Raw genomic sequence first — 17,669 nt, forward strand, 5'->3', positions numbered from 1 at the left:
GATGCGCGATCGTAGCCTGTGGCGACACCGCCTGGTCGGTCTGGCGCGCGAGGGTGCGCTGAACGCGGCTGGGCTCGAATTGGCTTTGCGCCGTCTTGCGCTCCTGCCCACGCCGGCCGACTGGCGGCGCTTGGCGGATCGGCTGCTACTCGCGGCCGGGCTGGTTTTGCTGCTCGCCGGCGTGCTTTTTTTCTTTGCCTTCAACTGGAGTGCGCTGCACCGCTACGCGCGCCTTGCCTTGGCCGCCGCGCCGCTCTGCGTCGCCGCGCTCGCGGCGCTGTGGTGCGGGCGGGGCTACGAGCGCCATCCCACGCCCGAGGGGCTGCGGCGCTTGCAGGCGGCGCTCGGCGCGGCCGTGGTCCTTATCGGCGTTCTGCTCGCGGTGATCGGGCAGATCTACCAGACCGGGGCTGATAGCGAACTCCTGTTCGCCGGCTGGGCACTGCTTGCGCTGCCCTGGGTATTGGTCGCGGCGGCACCGTGGCTGTGGCTGTTCTGGCTGCTCGTCGTCAATGTCGCCGTGCTGCTCTTCTTGGCTGGGCGCGCGGATCTGTGGGCGGCGCTCGTCCTGCCTGTCGGCAGCCTGTGGTCGCCGCTGTGGCTCAATCTCGCGGTCCTGGCGGTCTGGGAGGGCCTGGCCGCATGGCGCGGCGTGGCGCGGCCCGACTACGCGCCGCGTTGCGTCGCGGTGCTGACCGCGATTGCGGCGACGGCCTTCGCCCTGGCTTGGGTCTTCCGTTCCACGGGCGACGGTTGGCCGGGGCAGGACTGGGCGCCCGTCTTTTATGCTGGCTGGGCTGTGGCCCTGAGTCTTTATTACCGGCACTTCCGGCGCGATCTGGTGCCGTTGGCGCTGGTCGCGGGTTCGTTGGTGATCGTCGGCAGCGCCGGGTTCGGGCGACAGATTTTCGTCGTCCAGCGCTTCGACGTCAGTGGCTTCCTGCTGTTGGGGGCGATCGTCGCCGGACTGAGTGCGGCAGCCACCGTCTGGCTGCGGCATACGGCGCGGCGTTGGCAGGCACACGCCGAAAGCCAGCTCAAAGGCGAAGCGACGGATGGGGCAAAGGACGAGGCGAAGGGAGGCGCGGCATGAGCGCGCGGCAAACATTGGATGCCTTGGATGAAGCCTTGCGCGCGCAAGGCGCTTGGCGCGGCGCGCCGGAAACCGGTGTGGCGGACGTGCTGGCCGCCCCTGTCGACATGGCCGGTGCCTCGCGCTGGGTGATGGCGGTACAGATTGGCGGTGCCTGGCTGGCGGCCATTTTTCTGCTGCTCTTTCTCGGCATTGGCACGGCGGCGCTGATCAAGTCCGCCACCGGCTGGGCGGTGCTGGGCGTGGCGCTGACGGGGCTGACCGGTTTTGCCTTCGCTCAATGGCGCGGTCCGGTCGTGCGCCAGTTCCTGCTTGTCGCCAGCCTGGCCGGACACGGTGCGCTGCTGCTCGGGGCGGCCACTTTCGACGAGGCACGCGGCCACGGCTTTGCCGCCATTGCGGTCTATGAGGCGGCCTTGCTTTTTGCGGTTGGCTGGCAGCCGCATCGGCTGGTCGCCGCGCTGATGGGCTGCGGCGCGATCCTGGCGGCGCTGATCGAGTTGCGTGCTGAGGTTTTCTTGCATTGGGCACCGGCAGCGTTCTGGCTTGCCGCCGTGCTGCTCTGGGCGAGCGAACGGCGCTGGCTGGCGCACCCGCGTGCGGGTGCACTCGAAGCGCTGGCCCTCGCCCTGACGCTGGCGGCCTTGCAGGGGGCGGTGTTCGGTGTGTCCTGGTGGGCGCTGCCCACCTCCGGCGCGGCCATGCCGGTTCGGCTGGCAATGGGGGCAATCAGTCTGGCGACCTTGGCGTGGCAGGCGCGTGGCCTGCGTGGCTTGGCTTATGGCCGCGCTGGGCGGGCGCTGGGCGGCGCGGGGCTGCTCGGCTTGGCCCTGGCCGCGACCTGGCAGGCGCCGGCCGTGGCGATGGGGGTGACGCTGCTGCTCCTTGTCTACGCGCGCGGACGGCGCGTCTTGGCGGGTTTCGGCGCCGTGGTCGCGGTGCTGGCGCTTGGCCGCTATTACTACGATCTGCAGGCGACGCTGCTCGTGAAAGCCGGTTGGATGGTGCTCGGCGGCGTTTTGCTGCTCGCCGCGCGGGCGCTCTTGGGCGCTGCGTTCCGGGGCGGCTTTTCGGCACAGGAAACGGGGCGATGAAGGCAACGAATTGGCGCTTGCACGTCATTGCCCTGGGGCTGCTTGGCGTGCTGGGTGTGGCGGGCTGGAGCGTGTGGAGCAACGAACGCATCCTCGCCGAGGGGCAGGTGGTGCATCTGGAGCTGGCGCCGGTCGATCCGCGCTCCCTGATGCAGGGCGATTACATGGTGCTCAATTACGCTGTGGCCGATGCCTTGCGCCGCATGGCGGGCGCGGAACGTCGCGCCGACGGTTTCGCCGTGTTGCGCCTCGATGCGCAAAGGGTGGGGCAGCTCGTGCGCACCGCACCGACGCTGGCCGAAGCCGCGCCGGGCGAAGGCGAGGTGGCGCTTCGCTACCGGGTGCGGGAACGGCGCCTGCACGTGGCGACCAATGCCTTTTTTTTCCAGGAGGGGCATGAGCCGGTGTTCCGCGACGCGCGCTACGGCGAGTTCCGGGTCGGGGCCGGCGGTGAGCCGCGCTTAGTGGCCTTGCTCGATGAGCGCTTGAGACGATTGGGCGAAAACCGCTTCTGAGTGGTCGGTGCCGATGGCGGGCGGTCTTCCGGTCGCTCAAACCAGGGTGAGGTTGTCGGTCGTGGTGCGCAGACGTTCGGCGAGCTTGAGCGCGAGCGACTGGTAGAAGCGGCTGGAAAGCCCGGGAACCGAGGCGAGAAGGGCGTGGACGTCGGCTTGGGCGAGGAGGTCGACCTCGCAGGATTCGACGGCGATCACGGTGGCGCTGGCCGGGCGGTTGTCGATGAAGGAGACTTCGCCGAAAACTTCGCCAGGAACCAGGGTGGCGATGTGCTGCGTCTTTCCCCCCGGCCGTTTTTCGACCAGCACCCGCCCTGAACGCAAAACGAAGATGCCCGGCGTCTGGCCGCCTTCGCGCAGGACGACGTCGCCTGCGGCGTAGCTGATGTGGCGCGCGCGCTCCGCGAGCAGGCGGAGGTCGTCGCCGGTAAGGAACTGGAAGACATCGCTCATGCCCGTAAATTAAGCTGAATGCGTGGTGAGATCAAGTGCTTGATTATGATGACTTTGGCATTCTAACTTCACTTTTTTGATGTCCTTGGCATGCGGAATCGGGTGTTAAATGCGACGGCGAAGGGCGGGCTGCGCCGGATTTTCTGGCGTGCAGCCGCTGCCCTCAAGGCACGATGAAACGGTTTTTTTGTTCGGAATCGTGCATGAGTTGCCGAAAAGGTGCAGAATTCCGAAAAATAAAGAACATGCCGGAGGGGGCGATTTTTCGCTTGCGCGTTGAGTGCGGCGTGCGTGGCTACCTCCGGGGCGTTTTTCTGTCTGTCTATCGCTGAATCGGGAGGAATGGGATGAAGAAGCTCGCACTCTTTGCACTGGGTATGACCACGGCTTCGCTGGCTTTCGGCCAGCAGTCGGTTGCGGCTTACACGACGCTCGAGGAGCCGCACGCCAAGCAGCTTTTCGAACGCTTCGAAAAGGACACCGGGATCAAGGTTAACTGGCAGCGTCTGGCCGGTGGCGAAGTCGAGAGCCGTCTTGAAGCCGAAAAAGCCAATCCCCAGGCGTCGATCTGGGTGGGCGGCGTCGGCCTCAACCACATGAGCGCCAAGGCCAAGGGCCTGACCGCACCGTACAAATCGCGTGCGGCCGACAACACCCCGGCCCAGTACCGTGACAAGGACAACTTCTGGATCGGCCTCTACGTCGGCCCGCTGGCCTTCATCACCAACGAGAAGGTGGCCAAGGAGCAGGGTCTGACCCCGCCCAAGTCCTGGGCCGACCTGCTCAAACCCGAGTACAAGAACAAGGTGCGCGTGGCCAACCCGACGACTTCGGGCACGGCCTACAACGTGATCACCACGATGCGCTACGTCTTCAAGGGCGACGAAGAGAAGACCTTCGACTACCTGCGCAAGATGGACGCCAGCATCAACCAGTACACCAAGTCCGGCGCTGCCGGCAACAAGAGCGTCGCCATCGGCGAGATCCCGGTGGCCATCGGCTATGCGCACGACATGGTCAAGCTCAAGGTCGAAGGCGCGCCGGTGGTCATCACCGTGCCGTCGGAAGGCACGGGTTACGAAGTCGCCTCGATGTCGCTGGTCAAGGGCGGCAAGGACGCGGTCAACGCCAAGAAGCTCTACGACTGGGTGCTGACCAAGCCGGCGCAGGACCTCATCGGCAGCTGGTACGTGGTGCCGCTCTCCAAGCTGGCCGAGAAGAATCCGGTCGCCTTCAGCCTGGAAGACGTGAAGACCGTGAACCAGGACCTGCAGTGGGACGCCGAGAACAAGACGCGCCTGCTCGAGCGCTGGACGAAGGAAATCGGTTCGAAGCGCTAAGCGCTTAAACGACCGATCGGAAGGAAAAGCCGGGGCGCCGCGGTGCCCCGGCTTGTTTTGATACCAGGAGAAGGCCCTGTTTACCAAAAAGAAAATCATCGTCTTTCTGACGGCCTGCGTGCTCTTCCTGATTGTCGACCTGTGGATGTTCTCCGTCCTGCGCGACAGTCACGAGAAGACCGTGCTGCAAGGCAAGAAGGAACTCGTTACGGCGCTGGCGCGCTCGGCGCCGGGGGAGGGCAGCGACGCCTCCGTCTGGCTGTCGGAAGCGAAACGCTCGTACCCGGAATTGCACCTGCTCTTCATGCGCGGGGTGCCGGGCATCGACGACGTCAAGGAGCATGCGCTCGACGTCGACCTGTTGCGCGTCTGGCAGGATCGCAAGGCGGAACGCACCTTCCTGACGGCGGTCGAGGCCGCCTCCTACCTTGAAACCTACGTCCTCGATGAGGCCGTGCGCATCGGCAGCAAGGATTCGCTGCTCGTCTTCGCGCCGGTGGTCAATGCCGAGGGCGATACGGCGATCGGGGTCATGGTCGCGGCGATCGACGAGAGTGTCCTGACCTCCTTCCTCAACCTGACCTACGCCTTGTCGGCGATTGCTTTCGCGCTGTTCGCCGTCGGTTTCGGCATCGCCACCTTCTCGCGCGATCCGCCCACCGGTTACGCGATCCTGGTGCTCTTTGCCATCGTGCTGGTCTTCGTCGCCTACCCGCTGTTCGAGGCGGTGCGGCTGACCTTTGTTCAGGAAGGGCGGTTCTCGCTCGGCATCTGGAAGGAAATCCTGACCAACCGGCAATACCTCTCGGCGCTGGCCGGCTCGATCGAACTGGGGGTGTGGACAGCGACGATCTCGACCATCATCGGCTTCCTCTTCGCCTTCTTCGTCTCGCGCACCAGCATGCGCGGCAAGAAGTTCGTTACCGCGTTGGCGACGCTGCCGGTGATCTCGCCGCCGTTCTCGCTGACCCTCTCGATCATCCTGCTGTTCGGCAACAACGGGCTGATCACCAAGGGGCTGCTGGGGCTGGAGAACTTCTCGATCTACGGGCTCACCGGCCTGACCATCGTGCAGACGATCTCGATGTTCCCGATCGCCTTCCTGACCATGGTCGGTGTGCTCGAGGCCATCGATTCGACGCTCGAGGACGCCAGCCTCGACCTCAACGCGACGCGCTGGCAGACCTTCATGGGCGTGACCCTGCCGCTGGCCATGCCGGGCATCCTGTCGTCGTGGCTCCTGGTGTTCACCAACTCGCTGGCCGACTTCGCCAACCCGCTGCTGCTCTCCGGCAGCTTCCGCGTGCTCTCGGTCGAGTCCTACATCGAAGTCACCGGCATGAACCGCCTCGGCAACGGCGCGGCGCTGTCGATCCTGCTGCTGCTTCCGACGCTCACGGCCTTCTTCGTGCAGCGCTCGTGGGTGGCCAAGAAGTCCTTCGTGGTGGTCACCGGCAAGCCGTCGGGACGGCTCTCCGACCTCGCTTCGAAGCCGACGCGCTGGATGCTGCTGGGCTTCGTCAGCCTGGTCAGTCTGTTCATCGTCTCGCTCTACGGCACCATCGTCGCCGGCTGCTTCGTCAAGAACTGGGGCATCGACTACACCTTCACCACCGAGAACATCGTCGAAGCGCTGCAGCGCGGCAAGGACGCGATGTTCCAGACCATGACCCTGGCCGGTATCGCGACGCCGATCGCCGGCATCATCGCGATGATCGGTGCGGTGCTGGTGGTGCGCAAGCAGTTCCCCGGCAAGCGCATGCTTGAAGCCTTGATGATGACGCCTTTCGCCGTGCCCGGCACGCTGGTCGGCATCAGCTACATCCTGGCCTTCAACGAGCCGCCCTTCCTGCTCGTCGGCACCGGCGCGATCCTGGTGATCTGCTACGTGATCCGCGAGTTGCCGGTGGGTCTTGAAGGCGGGGTGGCGACACTGCGCCAGATCGATCCGGCCATCGAGGAGGCGGCGTCCGACCTTGGCGCCGACCAACCGACGGTGTTCCGCACGGTGATCCTGCCGCTGATCCGGCCGGCCTTCATCTCCAGCATGTCGTACACCTTCGTGCGGTCGATGACGGCGGTCAGCGCCATCGTCTTCCTGATCAGCGCCAAGTGGTATCACATCACCATCCAGATCTACAACTTCTCCGAGAACATCCGCTTCGGTCTGGCCAGCGTCCTGGCCACCGCGCTCATCTTCGTGGTGCTGGCGGCGTTCGGTATCATGCGCCTCCTGGTGCGCAAGAGCGAACATCTCGAGAAAACCGTGACCGTACAGTAAGAGGAATTCATGGAAAAACTATCCGTTCCGGTGTCGCTCGAGAAAGTGACCAAGACCTTCCGGGACCCGAAGACCAAGTCCGATGTGCATGCCGTGCGCGAAGCACAGTTGGAGATCGGCGGTGGTGAACTGGTGACCCTGCTCGGGCCTTCGGGCTGCGGCAAGACGACGATGCTGCGCATGATCGGCGGTTTCGAACTGCCCACCAGTGGCAAGATCGGCATCGGCGGCGTGGATGTCACCTTCCTGCCGCCCAACCAGCGCGCCACGGCGACCGTCTTCCAGTCCTACGGCCTCTTCCCGCACCTCGACGTGTTCGACAACGTCGCCTACGGCCTGCGCGTGCGCAAGGTCGCCGAGCCGGAGATCGAAACCCGCGTCATGGAGGCGCTCGACCTCGTCGGCCTGAAAGCACTCGCCAAACGGGCGCCGGGGCGCCTCTCGGGCGGGCAGCAGCAGCGCGTCGCGCTGGCGCGCAGCCTGGTGGTGCGGCCGCAGGTGCTGCTGCTCGACGAGCCATTGTCCAACCTCGATGCGCTGCTGCGCGAGCAGATGCGCGTCGAAATCCGACGCATCCAGAAGACGCTCGGGATTACCGCGATCTACGTCACGCACGACCGTGTCGAGGCGATGAGCCTTTCCGACCGCGTGGTGGTGATGAAGGAAGGCGTCATCCAGCAGGTCGGCTCGCCGTCGACGATCTACGAGAAGCCCGACTCCAAGTTCGTCGCCGGCTTCGTCGGCAAGGTCGCCTTCTTCCCGGTCGATGTGCCCGACAACACGCTCACCGGCCCGGTGCCCTGCCTGCTGGCCGGCAAACCGGTCACTGCCGGCTCGATGGCGCCCGGCGTCGGCAGCAAGGCCTTGCTGATGGCGCGCCCCGAATCACTGCGCTTGGGCGAACCGGGCGAGGGCGCCTGCGACGGGACGGTGTCGACCAACGTCTATCTCGGTTCGAGCGTCGAGAGTTTTGTCGCCACCGAGTACGGCGAAATCCTGGTGCAGATCGACGACCCTTCGGAAGACCGCGTCAAACCCGAAGGTTCGCGCGTCTCGATCGCCTTCGACGAAGCTCGGGTACGCCTGTTGCCCGAGGCGTAATAACGGCCACTAGGCAGCGCAGCGCGCCCGTCAGACGACGGGCGCGTTTTTTTGCGCGTCGCGTTTTAAGCGGCGAGCCGCGCCTGTGCTTGAGCACGGCGCATCAGTTCGCTGTCGGGGCGGTCGCCGAGTGCTCGGATCGCCCGCAGGCAGCGATACTCCATGAGGACCAGCGTGTCCTTCTTCGCTTCAAATTCCATGCTGCTCAGCTGCTTGCGGTTTTTGACGAGTGTGTCGCGGAACGCCGCGATCTCGGCATAGGTCGGGATGTGGGGGAGCGCCATGATTCCGTAGTCATTGTGTGTCGAGACGCGACAATGACATTGAACTGGCACAAAAGGTTCCTGGCCGGCGCTGTTCCGCAGCACCGGCCTAGCTTTTTTCCACGGGCTCCGTTCCGAGCGCCTTGCGCAGTCTCCAGGCGGTGTGCGAGCCGATGCCGACCGCGCTGCCGACGATCCAGAACACGCCGCTGATCCCGATCAGCGTGCCGAGCGTGCCAAAGAGGGTCGGCATGATCACGCTCGAGCCGTTGATTGTCATCATGCGCAGGCCGAGCGCCTCGCCGTGCCGATGCGTCGGGGTGATCTGGTGCAGGGTGCTGAGGATCATCGGCTGTACCGAGCCGAGTGCGAAGCCGAGCAGCACCGAGCACAGGCCCATCGCCAGCGGGGCGTGCAGCAGCGGATAGACGGCGAAAAGCAGAGCGGTGGCGGTCATCGCCCCGGCGATCACCGCCCATTCCCTGATCCGCGCGGCAACGAGCGGCATCACGGTACGGATCAGCGTTGCGGCAATGGCGAAGGCCCCGAGGATGCTGCCGATGACCGAGGCGCTGAGGCCGCGTTCGTGACCGAGCACCGGCAGGACGAAGGTATGCACGTCCCAGCACGAGGAAAGCAGCCAGTTGATCAGCAGCAGGCGGCGCATCTGGGGCTCTTTCAGAAGCTCCCAGGAACGTTGGCGGCGGGCGTCGGCCGGCGGTTTGGTCGGCGCCAGTTCGCGCGTGCGGCGGGTGAGCAGCCAGGAGATCACGGGCAGTACGGCCATCAGGGCGAAGGCGGCGCGAAAGCCGGCATGATCGATCATCAGGCCGGCGGTGAAGGGGCCGAGGAAGTTGGAGACCGAAGGACCGATGGCCAGCCAGCTGAAGACTTTTTTCAGCTGCGTCGGGTCGGTCGTCATGCAGCCGACGTGGCGTTGCAACGAAATCAGTGCCGCCCCGGTCGAGCCGCCGGTGAGCAGTGCGGCAAAGCAGAGCACGGGATACGTCGGCCATACAGCGGCGAGGACGGCGCCGAAGACGGTGCAACAGATGCTGATCCGAACCGGCCGCTTGAGGCCGTGCCGGTCGGCGAAGCGCCCGGCGGGGATCGAAAGAAAAACCTGGGTGAGCGAGAAAAGGGCGAGCAGGACGCCCACTGCGACGGCGCTGTAACCCTGGCGCAAGGCCAGCAACGGCGCGGCCATGCGGATGCCGGCCATGCAGGCGTGGATGCAGATCTGGACGATAATCAGCCGGGCGAGGGCTGCGTTGAGGGAAACCTTCGGACTGGAAGCGCCGGACGGCGTGGGGCTAGGGTCGGGGTCAGGCATGCGTGTGCTTCGGAGGGCTCTGGATCGGGGGGGAAAGGGAGATGCGGCGGGCGTTCAGCACGGGATCAGCTCCTGGCGGTAGCGCTGCCAGTTGCGCACGTAGCGTTCGGCGCTTCCCGGCAGGCGCGCGACTTCCTCGTCGCTTAAGGTGCGCACGAGGCGGGCCGGTGAGCCGAGGATCAGCGAGCGGTCGGGGAAGGTCTTGCCTTCGGGCACCAGGGTGTGCGCGCCGACCAGGCAGTCGTTGCCGATCCGGGCGCGGTTGAGGATCACCGCGCCGATGCCGATCAGGCAGCGGTCGCCGATCGTGCACCCGTGCAGCATGACCATGTGCCCGACGGTGACCTGGCGGCCGACCGTGAGGTGAAGGTGAAAATCGGTGTGCAGAACGCTGCCGTCCTGAATGTTGCTTTCCTCGCCGATCGAGATGGCATCCTTGTCGCCGCGCAGCGTGGCGTTCCACCACACCGAGGCATTGCGCGCGAGCCGCACCTGGCCGATGACGTTGGCGTCGGGGGCGACCCAGCTTTCCGGGTCGAGGTCGGGGGCGAGGTCGCCGAGGCGGTAGATGGGCATGGCGGGGCCTATGGGGTCATTGGTAGCGTAGTGCTTCGATCGGGTCGAGGGCGGCGGCCTTGCGCGCCGGGTAGAAACCGAAGAAGACGCCGACGCCGGCGGCGACGGCAAAGGCGACCAGCACCGAGCCGCCGGATATGACGATGACCATGTCGGTCAGCGCGTTGATCAAGAGCGCGCCGCCGATGCCGAGCACCAGGCCGATGAAGCAGCCGGTGATCGAAATCATGATCGCTTCGAGCAGGAATTGGGTCAGGATGTCCTTCTGGCGGGCACCGATGGCCATGCGGATGCCGATTTCACGCGTTCGCTCGGTGACCGAAACGAGCATGATGTTCATGATCCCGATCCCGCCCACGAGCAGCGACACCGAAGCGATGGCGCCGAGCAGCAGCGACATCACGCGCGTCGTTTCGGCGGCGGTGTCAGCCGCGGCGGCGAGGTTGCGGATGTAGAAATCGTTGTCCTGGTCGTCGCGCAGGCGGTGGCGTTGGCGCAAGAGCGCGGTGACCGATTTTTCCACCCCGGGCATGGCTTCGGCCGACGCGGCCTGGACGATGATCGAGCGCACCGAACCGGCGAAGCGCACCCCGAAGAGTTTGCGCTGGGCGGTGGTGAGCGGTACCAGGATGGTGTCGTCCTGATCGCGGCCGTCGAGGTTCTGGCCCTTGGCACCGAGCGTGCCGATGATCTCGAACGGCGTGTTGTTGATGCGGATGGTTTTGCCGATCGGATTCTCGCCCGGCTCGAAAAGGTTTTCGACCACCGTGATGCCGACCACGGCGACGCGCGTCGCCGAGCGAACGTCGGTTTCGTCGAAGCCGTAGCCGCCCGAGAGCGCCCACGAGCGCGCGTCGAGGTAAGAGGGCGTGGTGCCGACCACGGCGGTGCTCCAGTTCTTGGCGCCGTAAACCACCTGTTGCGTGCCCTGGTGCACCGGGGCGACCTGGGTGATGTCGTCGAGTTCTCCGATGGCGTCGGCATCGCCGATCTTGAGCGTGTAGCCGAAGCCGCTGCCGGTGCGTACGCCGCTTTGCTGGGTCCAGCCGGAGATGATGACGTAGAGGTTGCTGCCCATGGTGCTGATGGTCTGCGCGACGGCGTACTGCGCACCCTGGCCGATGGCCATCATCAGCACCACCGAACCGACGCCGATCACCATCCCGAGCATGGTCAGCGCCGTGCGCAGGCGGTTGGCGCCCATCGCGTGCCAGGCTTCGCCGAGCATCGGCCTTAGCATGGCGTGCCCTCCTTGCCCGGCGTCGGGGCATCGCTGACGATCAGGCCGTCGAGGAAGCGTACCTGGCGTTTGGTGTGCGCGGCGATGTCGGCCTCGTGGGTGACGAGGACGATGGTGATGCCCTCGGCGTTGAGCTGGCCGAAGACGCCCATGATCTCTTCGCTGGTGTGGCTGTCGAGGTTGCCGGTCGGCTCGTCGGCGAGGATCAGGCTGGGCGCGTTGATCAGCGCCCGGGCAATCGCCACGCGCTGCTGTTGGCCGCCCGAAATGCGTGAAGGCAGCGATGCCGCGTAGCCGTCGAGGCCGACCTTGGCCAGCATCTGCCGGGCGCGGGCGCGGCGCTCCTCACGTTCGACGTGAGCGTAGACGAGCGGCAGGGCGACGTTGTCTTCAAGGCTCATGCGCGGCAGAAGGTTGAAGCCCTGGAAGACGAAGCCAATGGTGCGATTTCTGAGGATGGCGAGTTCGTCGCCGTGCATCTGTGCGACATTGCGTCCGACGAGGAAATAGTCACCCATGGTCGGTGTGTCGAGGCAACCGAGCAGGTTCATGAAGGTCGATTTGCCCGAGCCCGACGGGCCCATGATGGCGACGTATTCGCCGCGGCGAATGCTGAGGTCGACGCCCTTCAACGCCGGGAACAGGCCGGCGGCGGTGACATAGGATTTACCGAGGCCGGCGACGCGGATGACGTCGTCGCGGTCGGGGGCGATCGGCGTACTCATCGCGCGGGGTTCTGCGGGAAAGGCGGTTGCATCATGCCGGCCTCAGAACAGGCGCACGCCGACGCTGCTCGGCTTGCTTGCCGCCTGCGTCGGATTGTCGCCGACGATGACGCGGTCGCCGACCTTGAGGTCGCCGCCGGTGATCTCGGTGTTGCGCCCGTCGGTGATGCCGATCTGGACGCTGACCGCGCGCATGGTCTTGCCGTCGATGACATGCACCGTGCCGCTCGAGAGGTCGCGCTTGCGCCCGCGCCCCTCGCCGCTGCGCGGTGCGGTGCCGTTGTTCGAACGGCTGGTGCTGGCCGGCTTGGCGGCTTTTTCTTCCTTCTCGCGTTCGGCGTCCGAGGGTTTGAAACGCAGTGCAGCATTGGGCACTTGCAGCACATCCTTGCGCTGGGCGACGGCGATCGTGACGTAGGCCGTCATCCCTGGCAGCAGGACATGGTCGGCGTTGTCGAAGGAGACGCGCACGTTGTAGGTGACGACGTTCTGCACATTGGTCGGGTTCAGGCGGATCTGCTGCACTTCGCCGCTGAACTGGCGGTCGGGGAAGGCGTCGACGGTGAAGCGGACCTTCTGGCCTTCCTTGATCTTGCCCACGTCGGCCTCGGCGAAGCTCGAGTCGATGCGCATTTCGGAGAGGTCCTGGGCGATCTTGATCAGGGTCGGCGTCTGGTAGCTGGCGGCGACCGTCTGGCCGAGGTCGATGACCCGGTCGACGACGATGCCCGAGACCGGAGAGCGGATCACGGTGTAGCCGAGGTTGACCTTGTCCTTGTCAGCGGCGGCCTGGGCCTGGCGCAACTGGGCTTCGGCCGAGCGGCGCGCCTGGATGGCCTGGTCGAGTTCTTGCCGCGAGACGTATTCCTCCTTGAACAGGGCCTGCATCCGGGCCTCGTTGGCGCGGGCCAGGTCGAGCGTCGCCGCGACGTTGCCGATGCTGGCCTCAGACTGGCGCGACTGGGCCTCGAACAGCGAGCGATCAAGTTCGAGCAAGGGCTGGCCTTTCTCGACCTTGTCGTTGAAATCGACGAACAGCCGGGTCACGGTGCCGGAAACCTGGGTGCCGACGTTGACCAGCACCACCGGGTTGAGCGTGCCGTTGGCCGAAACGCTCTGGGTGATGTCGCCCTTGTCGATGGTCTGCAGACGGTAGCGCTCCTCAAGTGAGGGCTGGCTGAAGGCGCGCAGCAGGCCGTACGCGGTGGCCAGCACGGCCAGGACGAGCGCGGCGAGGAGGATGAGGGTACTGTTCTTCGCTTTCATGGGGCGGGTCTTTCGCCGGGCGGGAGGAGCAGGCGGTTGTCGAGGGCGCCGACGGCGCGGGCCAGCGTCGCGCGCGACACATGCCAGTCGAGCAGCGACTGAATGCGTTGCAGGCGGGCTGAGGCAAGTGCGCTCTGGGCGTTGAGGACGTCGAGGATGTTGCCGACGCCGGCCTTGTAGCGGCCCAGCGCGACACGTTCGGACTGCTCGGCGCTGGCCAGCAGGTCGGCGGTGGTGCGCACCGTCTGGGTCGCCGTGGTGAGGTTCTGGTACGCCGTCCAGACGTCGAGCGCCACCTGCAGGCGCAGGTCTTCGCGCTGCGCGGAAACCGCCTCGGCCTGGGCCTCGGCCTTGCGCACGGCATAGGTGGTGGCAAAGCCGGAGAAGATCGGCAGGGTCAGCGTCAGGCCGACGCTGTTGCCGTGCGTATGAGCACCGTCGAGGTTCTGCCAGGTTGGCCCGGCGCCGAGGCTGAGTTTCGGCAGACCGTCGGCCCGGATCGCGTCGATGTTGGCGCGCGCGGCTTGGTATTGGGCTTCGGCAGCCTTGAGGTCCGGGCGGCGGGCGCGCGCCTGTTCGATCAGCGCCTCGATGTTGCGCTCGAAGCCCGGGTCGAGGCGCGGCGGGGCGGTTTCGGCGAGGCGCAGGGGTTGGCCGGCATCAAGCCCGATGACGTTGGACAGGGTGCCGAGCGCGGTCTGGTGCGCGCCTTCGGCGCGGATGCGGGCAAGCGTTGCCTGCGACCAGGCCGTCTGCGCCTGCAAGCGGTCGGCCGGGGTCGCCGTGCCGACGCGGTAGCGCGTTTCGGCGGCAGTGAGGCTTTCTCGGCTGGCTTTCTCGGATTCAATCGCGGCACTGACCGCGGCGCGCGTCGCCTGGGCGTTGTAGTAGCTTTGAAGCGCAGCGAGGAACACGCTCTGCACCGTTGCGTCGAGGCTGTGGCTGGCTGCAGCGAGCAACTGGCGGGCGTTTTCGAGGTTGGCCGAGCGGGCGCCGAAATCGTAGAGCAGCCAGGACAGGGTGAGCGCGGCGTTTTCTTGGCGCATCGTGCCACGACGATCGCCGTCGATCTGAACGCGGTTGCTGACCGCTTTGCCGTCGAGGTTGGGCAGGTAGTCGCCGAGAGCGCTGCCGACCTGTGCCGCCTGTACCCGCGCCGTAGCCCAGGCCTGGCGGGTCTTGGGGTTGCGGCAGAGGGCTAGGTCGACGACCTCGAGCACGTTGTAGACGGTGTCGGCCGCCGGGGGCTGGCAGGGCACGAAGTCGGGACGTTCGGGGAGGTTCAGACGCGCCGGCGGCGGCGTCATCGCTTCGGTGGAAAAAGGATCGGGGCCCGTGAAAGCGTGCGCACCGACCGCCGGAACGAGCGCCGCCAGGAGCAGGCAGCGGTAGGGGCGGCGGGAAAACACGGCGCCGGGAAGGGAACGGCAAGGCATTGCGGCGTGGCCCGAAAGGAAATTTCCGCTAGTATAACGGCCTTCCCGCGCGCCCACATTGCGCCACTCTTGCGTCATGTAAGCAAATGTATCGGTCGTGCTTTGGCCTGGAGCGCGGGGTTGGCACGGCTCGCTGCGGCGACGCCGGTTTCATCCATTCCGGCGGACTTTCGGGATGCGCCGATGAATGCGAATGGGGTGGCGGATGCAATCGCGGCATGGACTGCGCGGCGTTCGTCGGCAAGTTCCTACGCTCGGCGCCCCGTCCCAAGGTCGGTCGACGCGTTTTTTTGGCGGTTCAATGGCCCTCAAGGCAACCATCTTCAAGGTCGAGTTGGCGCTTGCCGATCTCGATCGCAACCTGTACGACACCTTTAATCTGACGCTGGCGCGTCATCCCTCGGAGAACGACGCGCGGATGATGGTTCGGCTGCTGGCCTTCGCCGGTTGCGCCGATCCGGCGCTGGCGTTCGGGCGCGGCCTGTCGACCGATGATGAACCCGACCTTTGGCGTCGCGACCTGACCGGGGCGGTCGAGCAGTGGATTCTGGTCGGATTGCCCGACGAGCGCGAGGTGCGCAAGGCCTGCGGCCGTGCCGCCGAGGTGGTCGTCTTTGCCTACGGCGACAAGGCTGCCGACGTGTGGTGGACGCAAAGCCGCGCGGCGCTGGAAAAGCAGGGCAATCTGCGCGTGATGCGCATCACTGCGGCGGAGTGTGAGGCGCTGGCCGCGCTCGCCGAACGTTCGATGAGCCTGCACTGCACGGTGCAGGACGGCGAGTATTTGATCGCCGGTCGCGAGACGACGGTGCGTGTCGTTCCGCAGTGTTTTTTCGGCGCTGCGGGTTGAGCGCTTCGAGCGTGTTTAGTGCCGGTGTTCGGCGCCGAGTGCCCGGGCGAGTTCGTCGAGGCTGAGGTCCAGGCTGCGGAACAAGGCCTTGGCGAGGCGGCTCTGCGGGTTGTAGTCGAGGCTCAGCAGCGGCTCGTCGCAGCGTCCTTCGGCATTGAAGCGCGTGGACAGTCGGCCGTTGCTTTCGCGCAGCGCGAGTTGCGCCGCGAAACGCTGGGCCGATGACAGGCGTTCTGCACCCGAGCCGCCAAGCTTGAGATCGTAAAGGGCGAGGTTGCCCGGCGCGCGCAGGCGGTTGTCGCGACAGTCGGCGTTGATCTCGAGGTCGATACGGCCAGAGGCGAAGGGCAGGCGGCCCCGGGCGATGTAAGGTTGGATCGCGGCCAATTCGACGTGGCGCAAGCGGAGCTGGAAGCCGTATTCACGTTCGCGCGGAACGAAGTAACCGTCGAGGAAGACTGAACTCGCTGAGTTTGCCGAGCCCGCCGCGGGCGCGTCGCCGACCGTCGCCGTGAGGGTCAGGTGGGTCTTGTCACCCAGGTCGGGCAACTGTAGTGGGGCGAGTTTCAGGTCGAGGTTTTCCAGTTCGATGCGGTGCGTCGGGCGGGTGACGACGAAGTCGCTCAGCTCAAGGCTGGAGTCCACCATCTCCAGGCGTTTGATGCGCAACGAGGTGCGTCCGCTCTTCTCCGCGTCGGGCTTGGCGGTGCGCTCGCTGCCCGTGGCGACGGGCGCAGGCGATGGAAGGCTGAGGGTTTCGGCGGGCGTGGTCGGGTCGGGCAGCGGCAGATCCCAACCCTCGTCGAGACGGCGCAGGCTGACCTGACCGCCTTCGATGCGGACTCGCTCGAGTGTGAACCGGCCGAACAGGAGGTCGGAATAATCGGGGCTGAGCAGCACGCGGCGGGCCGTCAGGACGTCGGCGGCCGGACGTTCGGGGTGGCCGATGCGCAACTGTTCGAGCGTGATGCCCGAAAACCCGAGCCGGATTTCGTCGGCCGAGCCATAAGGACCGAGCGCGGCGGCGATGCGTTCGCGCCAGTGATCGTCCAGGCGGCACAGACCGGCCCAGACCCCGGCAACGAGCATGGACAGGGTACTGATGACGACGGCAACGGTGATGAGGCGGAGACGCGAGGCTGGCATGCAGATCGGGCCGGGGCGGAACGAAGGGGGCGTGCGGAGAAAAGAGCGGCAGAAACAGAACAACAGCAAGAGGCTAAGCATAGCAGCCCAGGTGCTGTTTTGTCCTCCTCCGCCCTTTTGATCCGGGCTTCCAGGCTGCGCTCGGGGCCGCTTTGGTCTATGCTGGGAATGGCGTTGGGAGTGCGCTCTAGCGCGTGACCGGTGTTCCCAACGGGTTGTCGAGGAGCATGAACATGGATGTGAACGCCGTTCAACCGGCGCAAAATGCGTCGGTCGGCCGTAGCACTGGCGCCAATACCGCCGCGACGCAGCAGGACGAGGCTGCAGGTCTGAGCGAGCGCTTGGCGCGCGAGGCCCGTCAGTCCGAACAGTCGACGCGGGCGCAAGAGGCGCGCCAGGCGCAGCGCAGCCAGCAGACGCAAGCGGCGAACGAGGCCGCGGCTGCCGAGCAGGCTCGCGCCGAGGCGCGGCGGGCTGCGCCGACGGTCAACGCCCAGGGGCAGACCGTCGGGACCCGCGTCAATACGACGGCCTGAAGCCGCGCCCCTTGCGATCGGGGGCGCCGTCCGGAGAGCCCGGGCGTCTGGCGTCTGGCGGGTAGTCGCGTTTGGCCTTGACTGGTCAGGGCGCGTCTTGCCTTCAGGCCAGACGCGCGAGCGCCCAAGTGCCGCCGGCCAGCGCAGCCGCCAGCCCGGCGAGCAGCAACGCGGCGCGCTCCCAGGCATAGAGCGAGGGGCGCTCCTTGCGGTCGGCGATGGCGAAGATGTGCACAGCGCCACAGACCACGGCCAGCCCGATCAGCAGCGGTACGCCAACAGCCTGCAGTTCGGCGCGGTTGAGCGCCAGGAGGCGGCCTTCGTGCCAGGGCACGGTGAACAGGGCGCCGAACGTCCAGAGCAATCCCCAGCCACCGAGCGCGCAGAGCAAGCCGAGAATGCGGGCCAACCAGGCTTCCAT

18 protein-coding genes are annotated in these 17,669 nt (G+C 66.3%); 8 read left to right on the forward strand and 10 right to left on the reverse strand.

The genetic code is table 11. The features are described from left to right. The first annotated feature begins 1 nt into the window (after position 1). The 3 genes from QMB55_RS08180 to QMB55_RS08190 are packed head-to-tail and all read left to right on the forward strand — an operon-like array spanning position 2 to position 2,702. Positions 2-1,093, forward strand: coding sequence for a DUF2157 domain-containing protein (locus QMB55_RS08180; protein WP_497588194.1), 1,092 nt, complete (start codon positions 2-4; stop codon positions 1,091-1,093). Next, complete coding sequence (locus QMB55_RS08185; RefSeq protein ID WP_497588195.1) at positions 1,090-2,187, forward strand: DUF4401 domain-containing protein; 1,098 nt, start codon at positions 1,090-1,092, stop codon at positions 2,185-2,187. Before QMB55_RS08180 ends, QMB55_RS08185 begins: the two co-directional genes overlap by 4 nt. Further along, positions 2,184-2,702 (forward strand): GDYXXLXY domain-containing protein, encoded by a 519-nt coding sequence (locus QMB55_RS08190; protein WP_497588196.1) that lies wholly within the window; start codon positions 2,184-2,186, stop codon positions 2,700-2,702. The genes QMB55_RS08185 and QMB55_RS08190 overlap by 4 nt, the downstream gene beginning before the upstream one ends. A 36-nt stretch (positions 2,703-2,738) precedes the next feature. Here QMB55_RS08190 and QMB55_RS08195 read toward each other — a convergent pair whose 3' ends face one another. After that, positions 2,739-3,155: a cyclic nucleotide-binding domain-containing protein gene (locus tag QMB55_RS08195; protein WP_497588197.1), complete on the reverse strand. Its 417-nt coding sequence runs from the start codon at positions 3,153-3,155 to the stop codon at positions 2,739-2,741. A gap of 347 nt (positions 3,156-3,502) precedes the next feature. Between QMB55_RS08195 and QMB55_RS08200 the strand changes: the two genes are divergently transcribed. From QMB55_RS08200 to QMB55_RS08210, 3 genes are all read left to right on the forward strand, one after another. Next, positions 3,503-4,495 carry an ABC transporter substrate-binding protein gene (locus QMB55_RS08200; protein ID WP_497588198.1) on the forward strand — a complete coding sequence of 331 codons (993 nt, stop codon included), beginning with the start codon at positions 3,503-3,505 and terminating at the stop codon, positions 4,493-4,495. Positions 4,496-4,613: 118 nt separating this feature from the next. Next, positions 4,614-6,776, forward strand: coding sequence for an ABC transporter permease (locus QMB55_RS08205; RefSeq protein WP_497588199.1), 2,163 nt, complete (start codon positions 4,614-4,616; stop codon positions 6,774-6,776). Between the two features lie 9 nt (positions 6,777-6,785). Further along, positions 6,786-7,877: an ABC transporter ATP-binding protein gene (locus QMB55_RS08210; RefSeq protein ID WP_497588200.1), complete on the forward strand. Its 1,092-nt coding sequence runs from the start codon at positions 6,786-6,788 to the stop codon at positions 7,875-7,877. Between the two features lie 65 nt (positions 7,878-7,942). Here QMB55_RS08210 and QMB55_RS08215 read toward each other — a convergent pair whose 3' ends face one another. The 7 genes from QMB55_RS08215 to QMB55_RS08245 all read right to left on the reverse strand — a co-directional run bounded on the left by QMB55_RS08215 (position 7,943) and on the right by QMB55_RS08245 (position 14,716). Beyond that, positions 7,943-8,161 (reverse strand): hypothetical protein, encoded by a 219-nt coding sequence (locus QMB55_RS08215; protein ID WP_497588201.1) that lies wholly within the window; start codon positions 8,159-8,161, stop codon positions 7,943-7,945. An 88-nt stretch (positions 8,162-8,249) separates the two neighbouring features. Then, positions 8,250-9,473 (reverse strand): MFS transporter, encoded by a 1,224-nt coding sequence (locus QMB55_RS08220; RefSeq protein ID WP_497588202.1) that lies wholly within the window; start codon positions 9,471-9,473, stop codon positions 8,250-8,252. A gap of 54 nt (positions 9,474-9,527) precedes the next feature. Next, positions 9,528-10,049 (reverse strand): gamma carbonic anhydrase family protein, encoded by a 522-nt coding sequence (locus QMB55_RS08225; RefSeq protein ID WP_497588203.1) that lies wholly within the window; start codon positions 10,047-10,049, stop codon positions 9,528-9,530. Positions 10,050-10,065: 16 nt separating this feature from the next. Next, complete coding sequence (locus tag QMB55_RS08230) at positions 10,066-11,289, reverse strand: ABC transporter permease (protein WP_497588204.1); 1,224 nt, start codon at positions 11,287-11,289, stop codon at positions 10,066-10,068. Beyond that, entirely contained in the window at positions 11,283-12,014 is a 732-nt protein-coding gene (locus QMB55_RS08235; protein WP_497588205.1) for an ABC transporter ATP-binding protein, read from the reverse strand. The genes QMB55_RS08230 and QMB55_RS08235 overlap by 7 nt, the downstream gene beginning before the upstream one ends. A 42-nt stretch (positions 12,015-12,056) precedes the next feature. Next, positions 12,057-13,280 (reverse strand): efflux RND transporter periplasmic adaptor subunit, encoded by a 1,224-nt coding sequence (locus QMB55_RS08240; protein ID WP_497588206.1) that lies wholly within the window; start codon positions 13,278-13,280, stop codon positions 12,057-12,059. Further along, entirely contained in the window at positions 13,277-14,716 is a 1,440-nt protein-coding gene (locus QMB55_RS08245) for a TolC family protein (RefSeq protein ID WP_497588207.1), read from the reverse strand. Before QMB55_RS08245 ends, QMB55_RS08240 begins: the two co-directional genes overlap by 4 nt. A gap of 301 nt (positions 14,717-15,017) precedes the next feature. On the opposite strand from QMB55_RS08245, the gene QMB55_RS08250 reads away from it, so the two are divergent. Further along, the gene (locus tag QMB55_RS08250) at positions 15,018-15,566 is read left to right on the forward strand and encodes a YaeQ family protein (RefSeq protein WP_497588208.1); all 549 of its coding nucleotides are present in this window, start codon (positions 15,018-15,020) and stop codon (positions 15,564-15,566) included. 15 nt (positions 15,567-15,581) lie between these two features. Here the strand turns inward: QMB55_RS08250 and QMB55_RS08255 are convergent, their stop codons facing one another. After that, positions 15,582-16,712, reverse strand: a complete 1,131-nt coding sequence (locus tag QMB55_RS08255) for a DUF748 domain-containing protein (RefSeq protein WP_497588209.1) — start codon at positions 16,710-16,712, stop codon at positions 15,582-15,584. A gap of 233 nt (positions 16,713-16,945) precedes the next feature. Here QMB55_RS08255 and QMB55_RS08260 point away from each other — a divergent pair, with 233 nt between their 5' ends. Next, positions 16,946-17,248: a hypothetical protein gene (locus QMB55_RS08260; protein ID WP_497588210.1), complete on the forward strand. Its 303-nt coding sequence runs from the start codon at positions 16,946-16,948 to the stop codon at positions 17,246-17,248. Between the two features lie 103 nt (positions 17,249-17,351). Here QMB55_RS08260 and QMB55_RS08265 read toward each other — a convergent pair whose 3' ends face one another. After that, positions 17,352-17,669: a hypothetical protein gene (locus tag QMB55_RS08265; protein ID WP_497588211.1), complete on the reverse strand. Its 318-nt coding sequence runs from the start codon at positions 17,667-17,669 to the stop codon at positions 17,352-17,354.

The sequence above is a fragment of the Propionivibrio sp. genome (assembly GCF_041441355.1).
Classification (GTDB): Bacteria; Pseudomonadota; Gammaproteobacteria; order Burkholderiales; family Rhodocyclaceae; genus Propionivibrio.

What these genes read in the sequence shown, in the direction of transcription:
- QMB55_RS08185 (WP_497588195.1), top strand. Translation starts at nt 1,090, where the DNA reads ATGAGCGCGCGGCAAACATTGGATGCCTTGGATGAAGCCTTGCGCGCG.
- QMB55_RS08195 (WP_497588197.1), bottom strand. Translation starts at nt 3,155, where the DNA reads ATGAGCGATGTCTTCCAGTTCCTTACCGGCGACGACCTCCGCCTGCTC.
- QMB55_RS08260 (WP_497588210.1), top strand. Translation starts at nt 16,946, where the DNA reads ATGGATGTGAACGCCGTTCAACCGGCGCAAAATGCGTCGGTCGGCCGT.
- QMB55_RS08235 (WP_497588205.1), bottom strand. Translation starts at nt 12,014, where the DNA reads ATGAGTACGCCGATCGCCCCCGACCGCGACGACGTCATCCGCGTCGCC.
- QMB55_RS08190 (WP_497588196.1), top strand. Translation starts at nt 2,184, where the DNA reads ATGAAGGCAACGAATTGGCGCTTGCACGTCATTGCCCTGGGGCTGCTT.
- QMB55_RS08265 (WP_497588211.1), bottom strand. Translation starts at nt 17,669, where the DNA reads ATGGAAGCCTGGTTGGCCCGCATTCTCGGCTTGCTCTGCGCGCTCGGT.
- QMB55_RS08225 (WP_497588203.1), bottom strand. Translation starts at nt 10,049, where the DNA reads ATGCCCATCTACCGCCTCGGCGACCTCGCCCCCGACCTCGACCCGGAA.
- QMB55_RS08230 (WP_497588204.1), bottom strand. Translation starts at nt 11,289, where the DNA reads ATGCTAAGGCCGATGCTCGGCGAAGCCTGGCACGCGATGGGCGCCAAC.
- QMB55_RS08240 (WP_497588206.1), bottom strand. Translation starts at nt 13,280, where the DNA reads ATGAAAGCGAAGAACAGTACCCTCATCCTCCTCGCCGCGCTCGTCCTG.
- QMB55_RS08255 (WP_497588209.1), bottom strand. Translation starts at nt 16,712, where the DNA reads ATGCCAGCCTCGCGTCTCCGCCTCATCACCGTTGCCGTCGTCATCAGT.
- QMB55_RS08220 (WP_497588202.1), bottom strand. Translation starts at nt 9,473, where the DNA reads ATGCCTGACCCCGACCCTAGCCCCACGCCGTCCGGCGCTTCCAGTCCG.
- QMB55_RS08245 (WP_497588207.1), bottom strand. Translation starts at nt 14,716, where the DNA reads ATGCCTTGCCGTTCCCTTCCCGGCGCCGTGTTTTCCCGCCGCCCCTAC.
- QMB55_RS08200 (WP_497588198.1), top strand. Translation starts at nt 3,503, where the DNA reads ATGAAGAAGCTCGCACTCTTTGCACTGGGTATGACCACGGCTTCGCTG.
- QMB55_RS08180 (WP_497588194.1), top strand. Translation starts at nt 2, where the DNA reads ATGCGCGATCGTAGCCTGTGGCGACACCGCCTGGTCGGTCTGGCGCGC.
- QMB55_RS08215 (WP_497588201.1), bottom strand. Translation starts at nt 8,161, where the DNA reads ATGGCGCTCCCCCACATCCCGACCTATGCCGAGATCGCGGCGTTCCGC.
- QMB55_RS08250 (WP_497588208.1), top strand. Translation starts at nt 15,018, where the DNA reads ATGGCCCTCAAGGCAACCATCTTCAAGGTCGAGTTGGCGCTTGCCGAT.
- QMB55_RS08210 (WP_497588200.1), top strand. Translation starts at nt 6,786, where the DNA reads ATGGAAAAACTATCCGTTCCGGTGTCGCTCGAGAAAGTGACCAAGACC.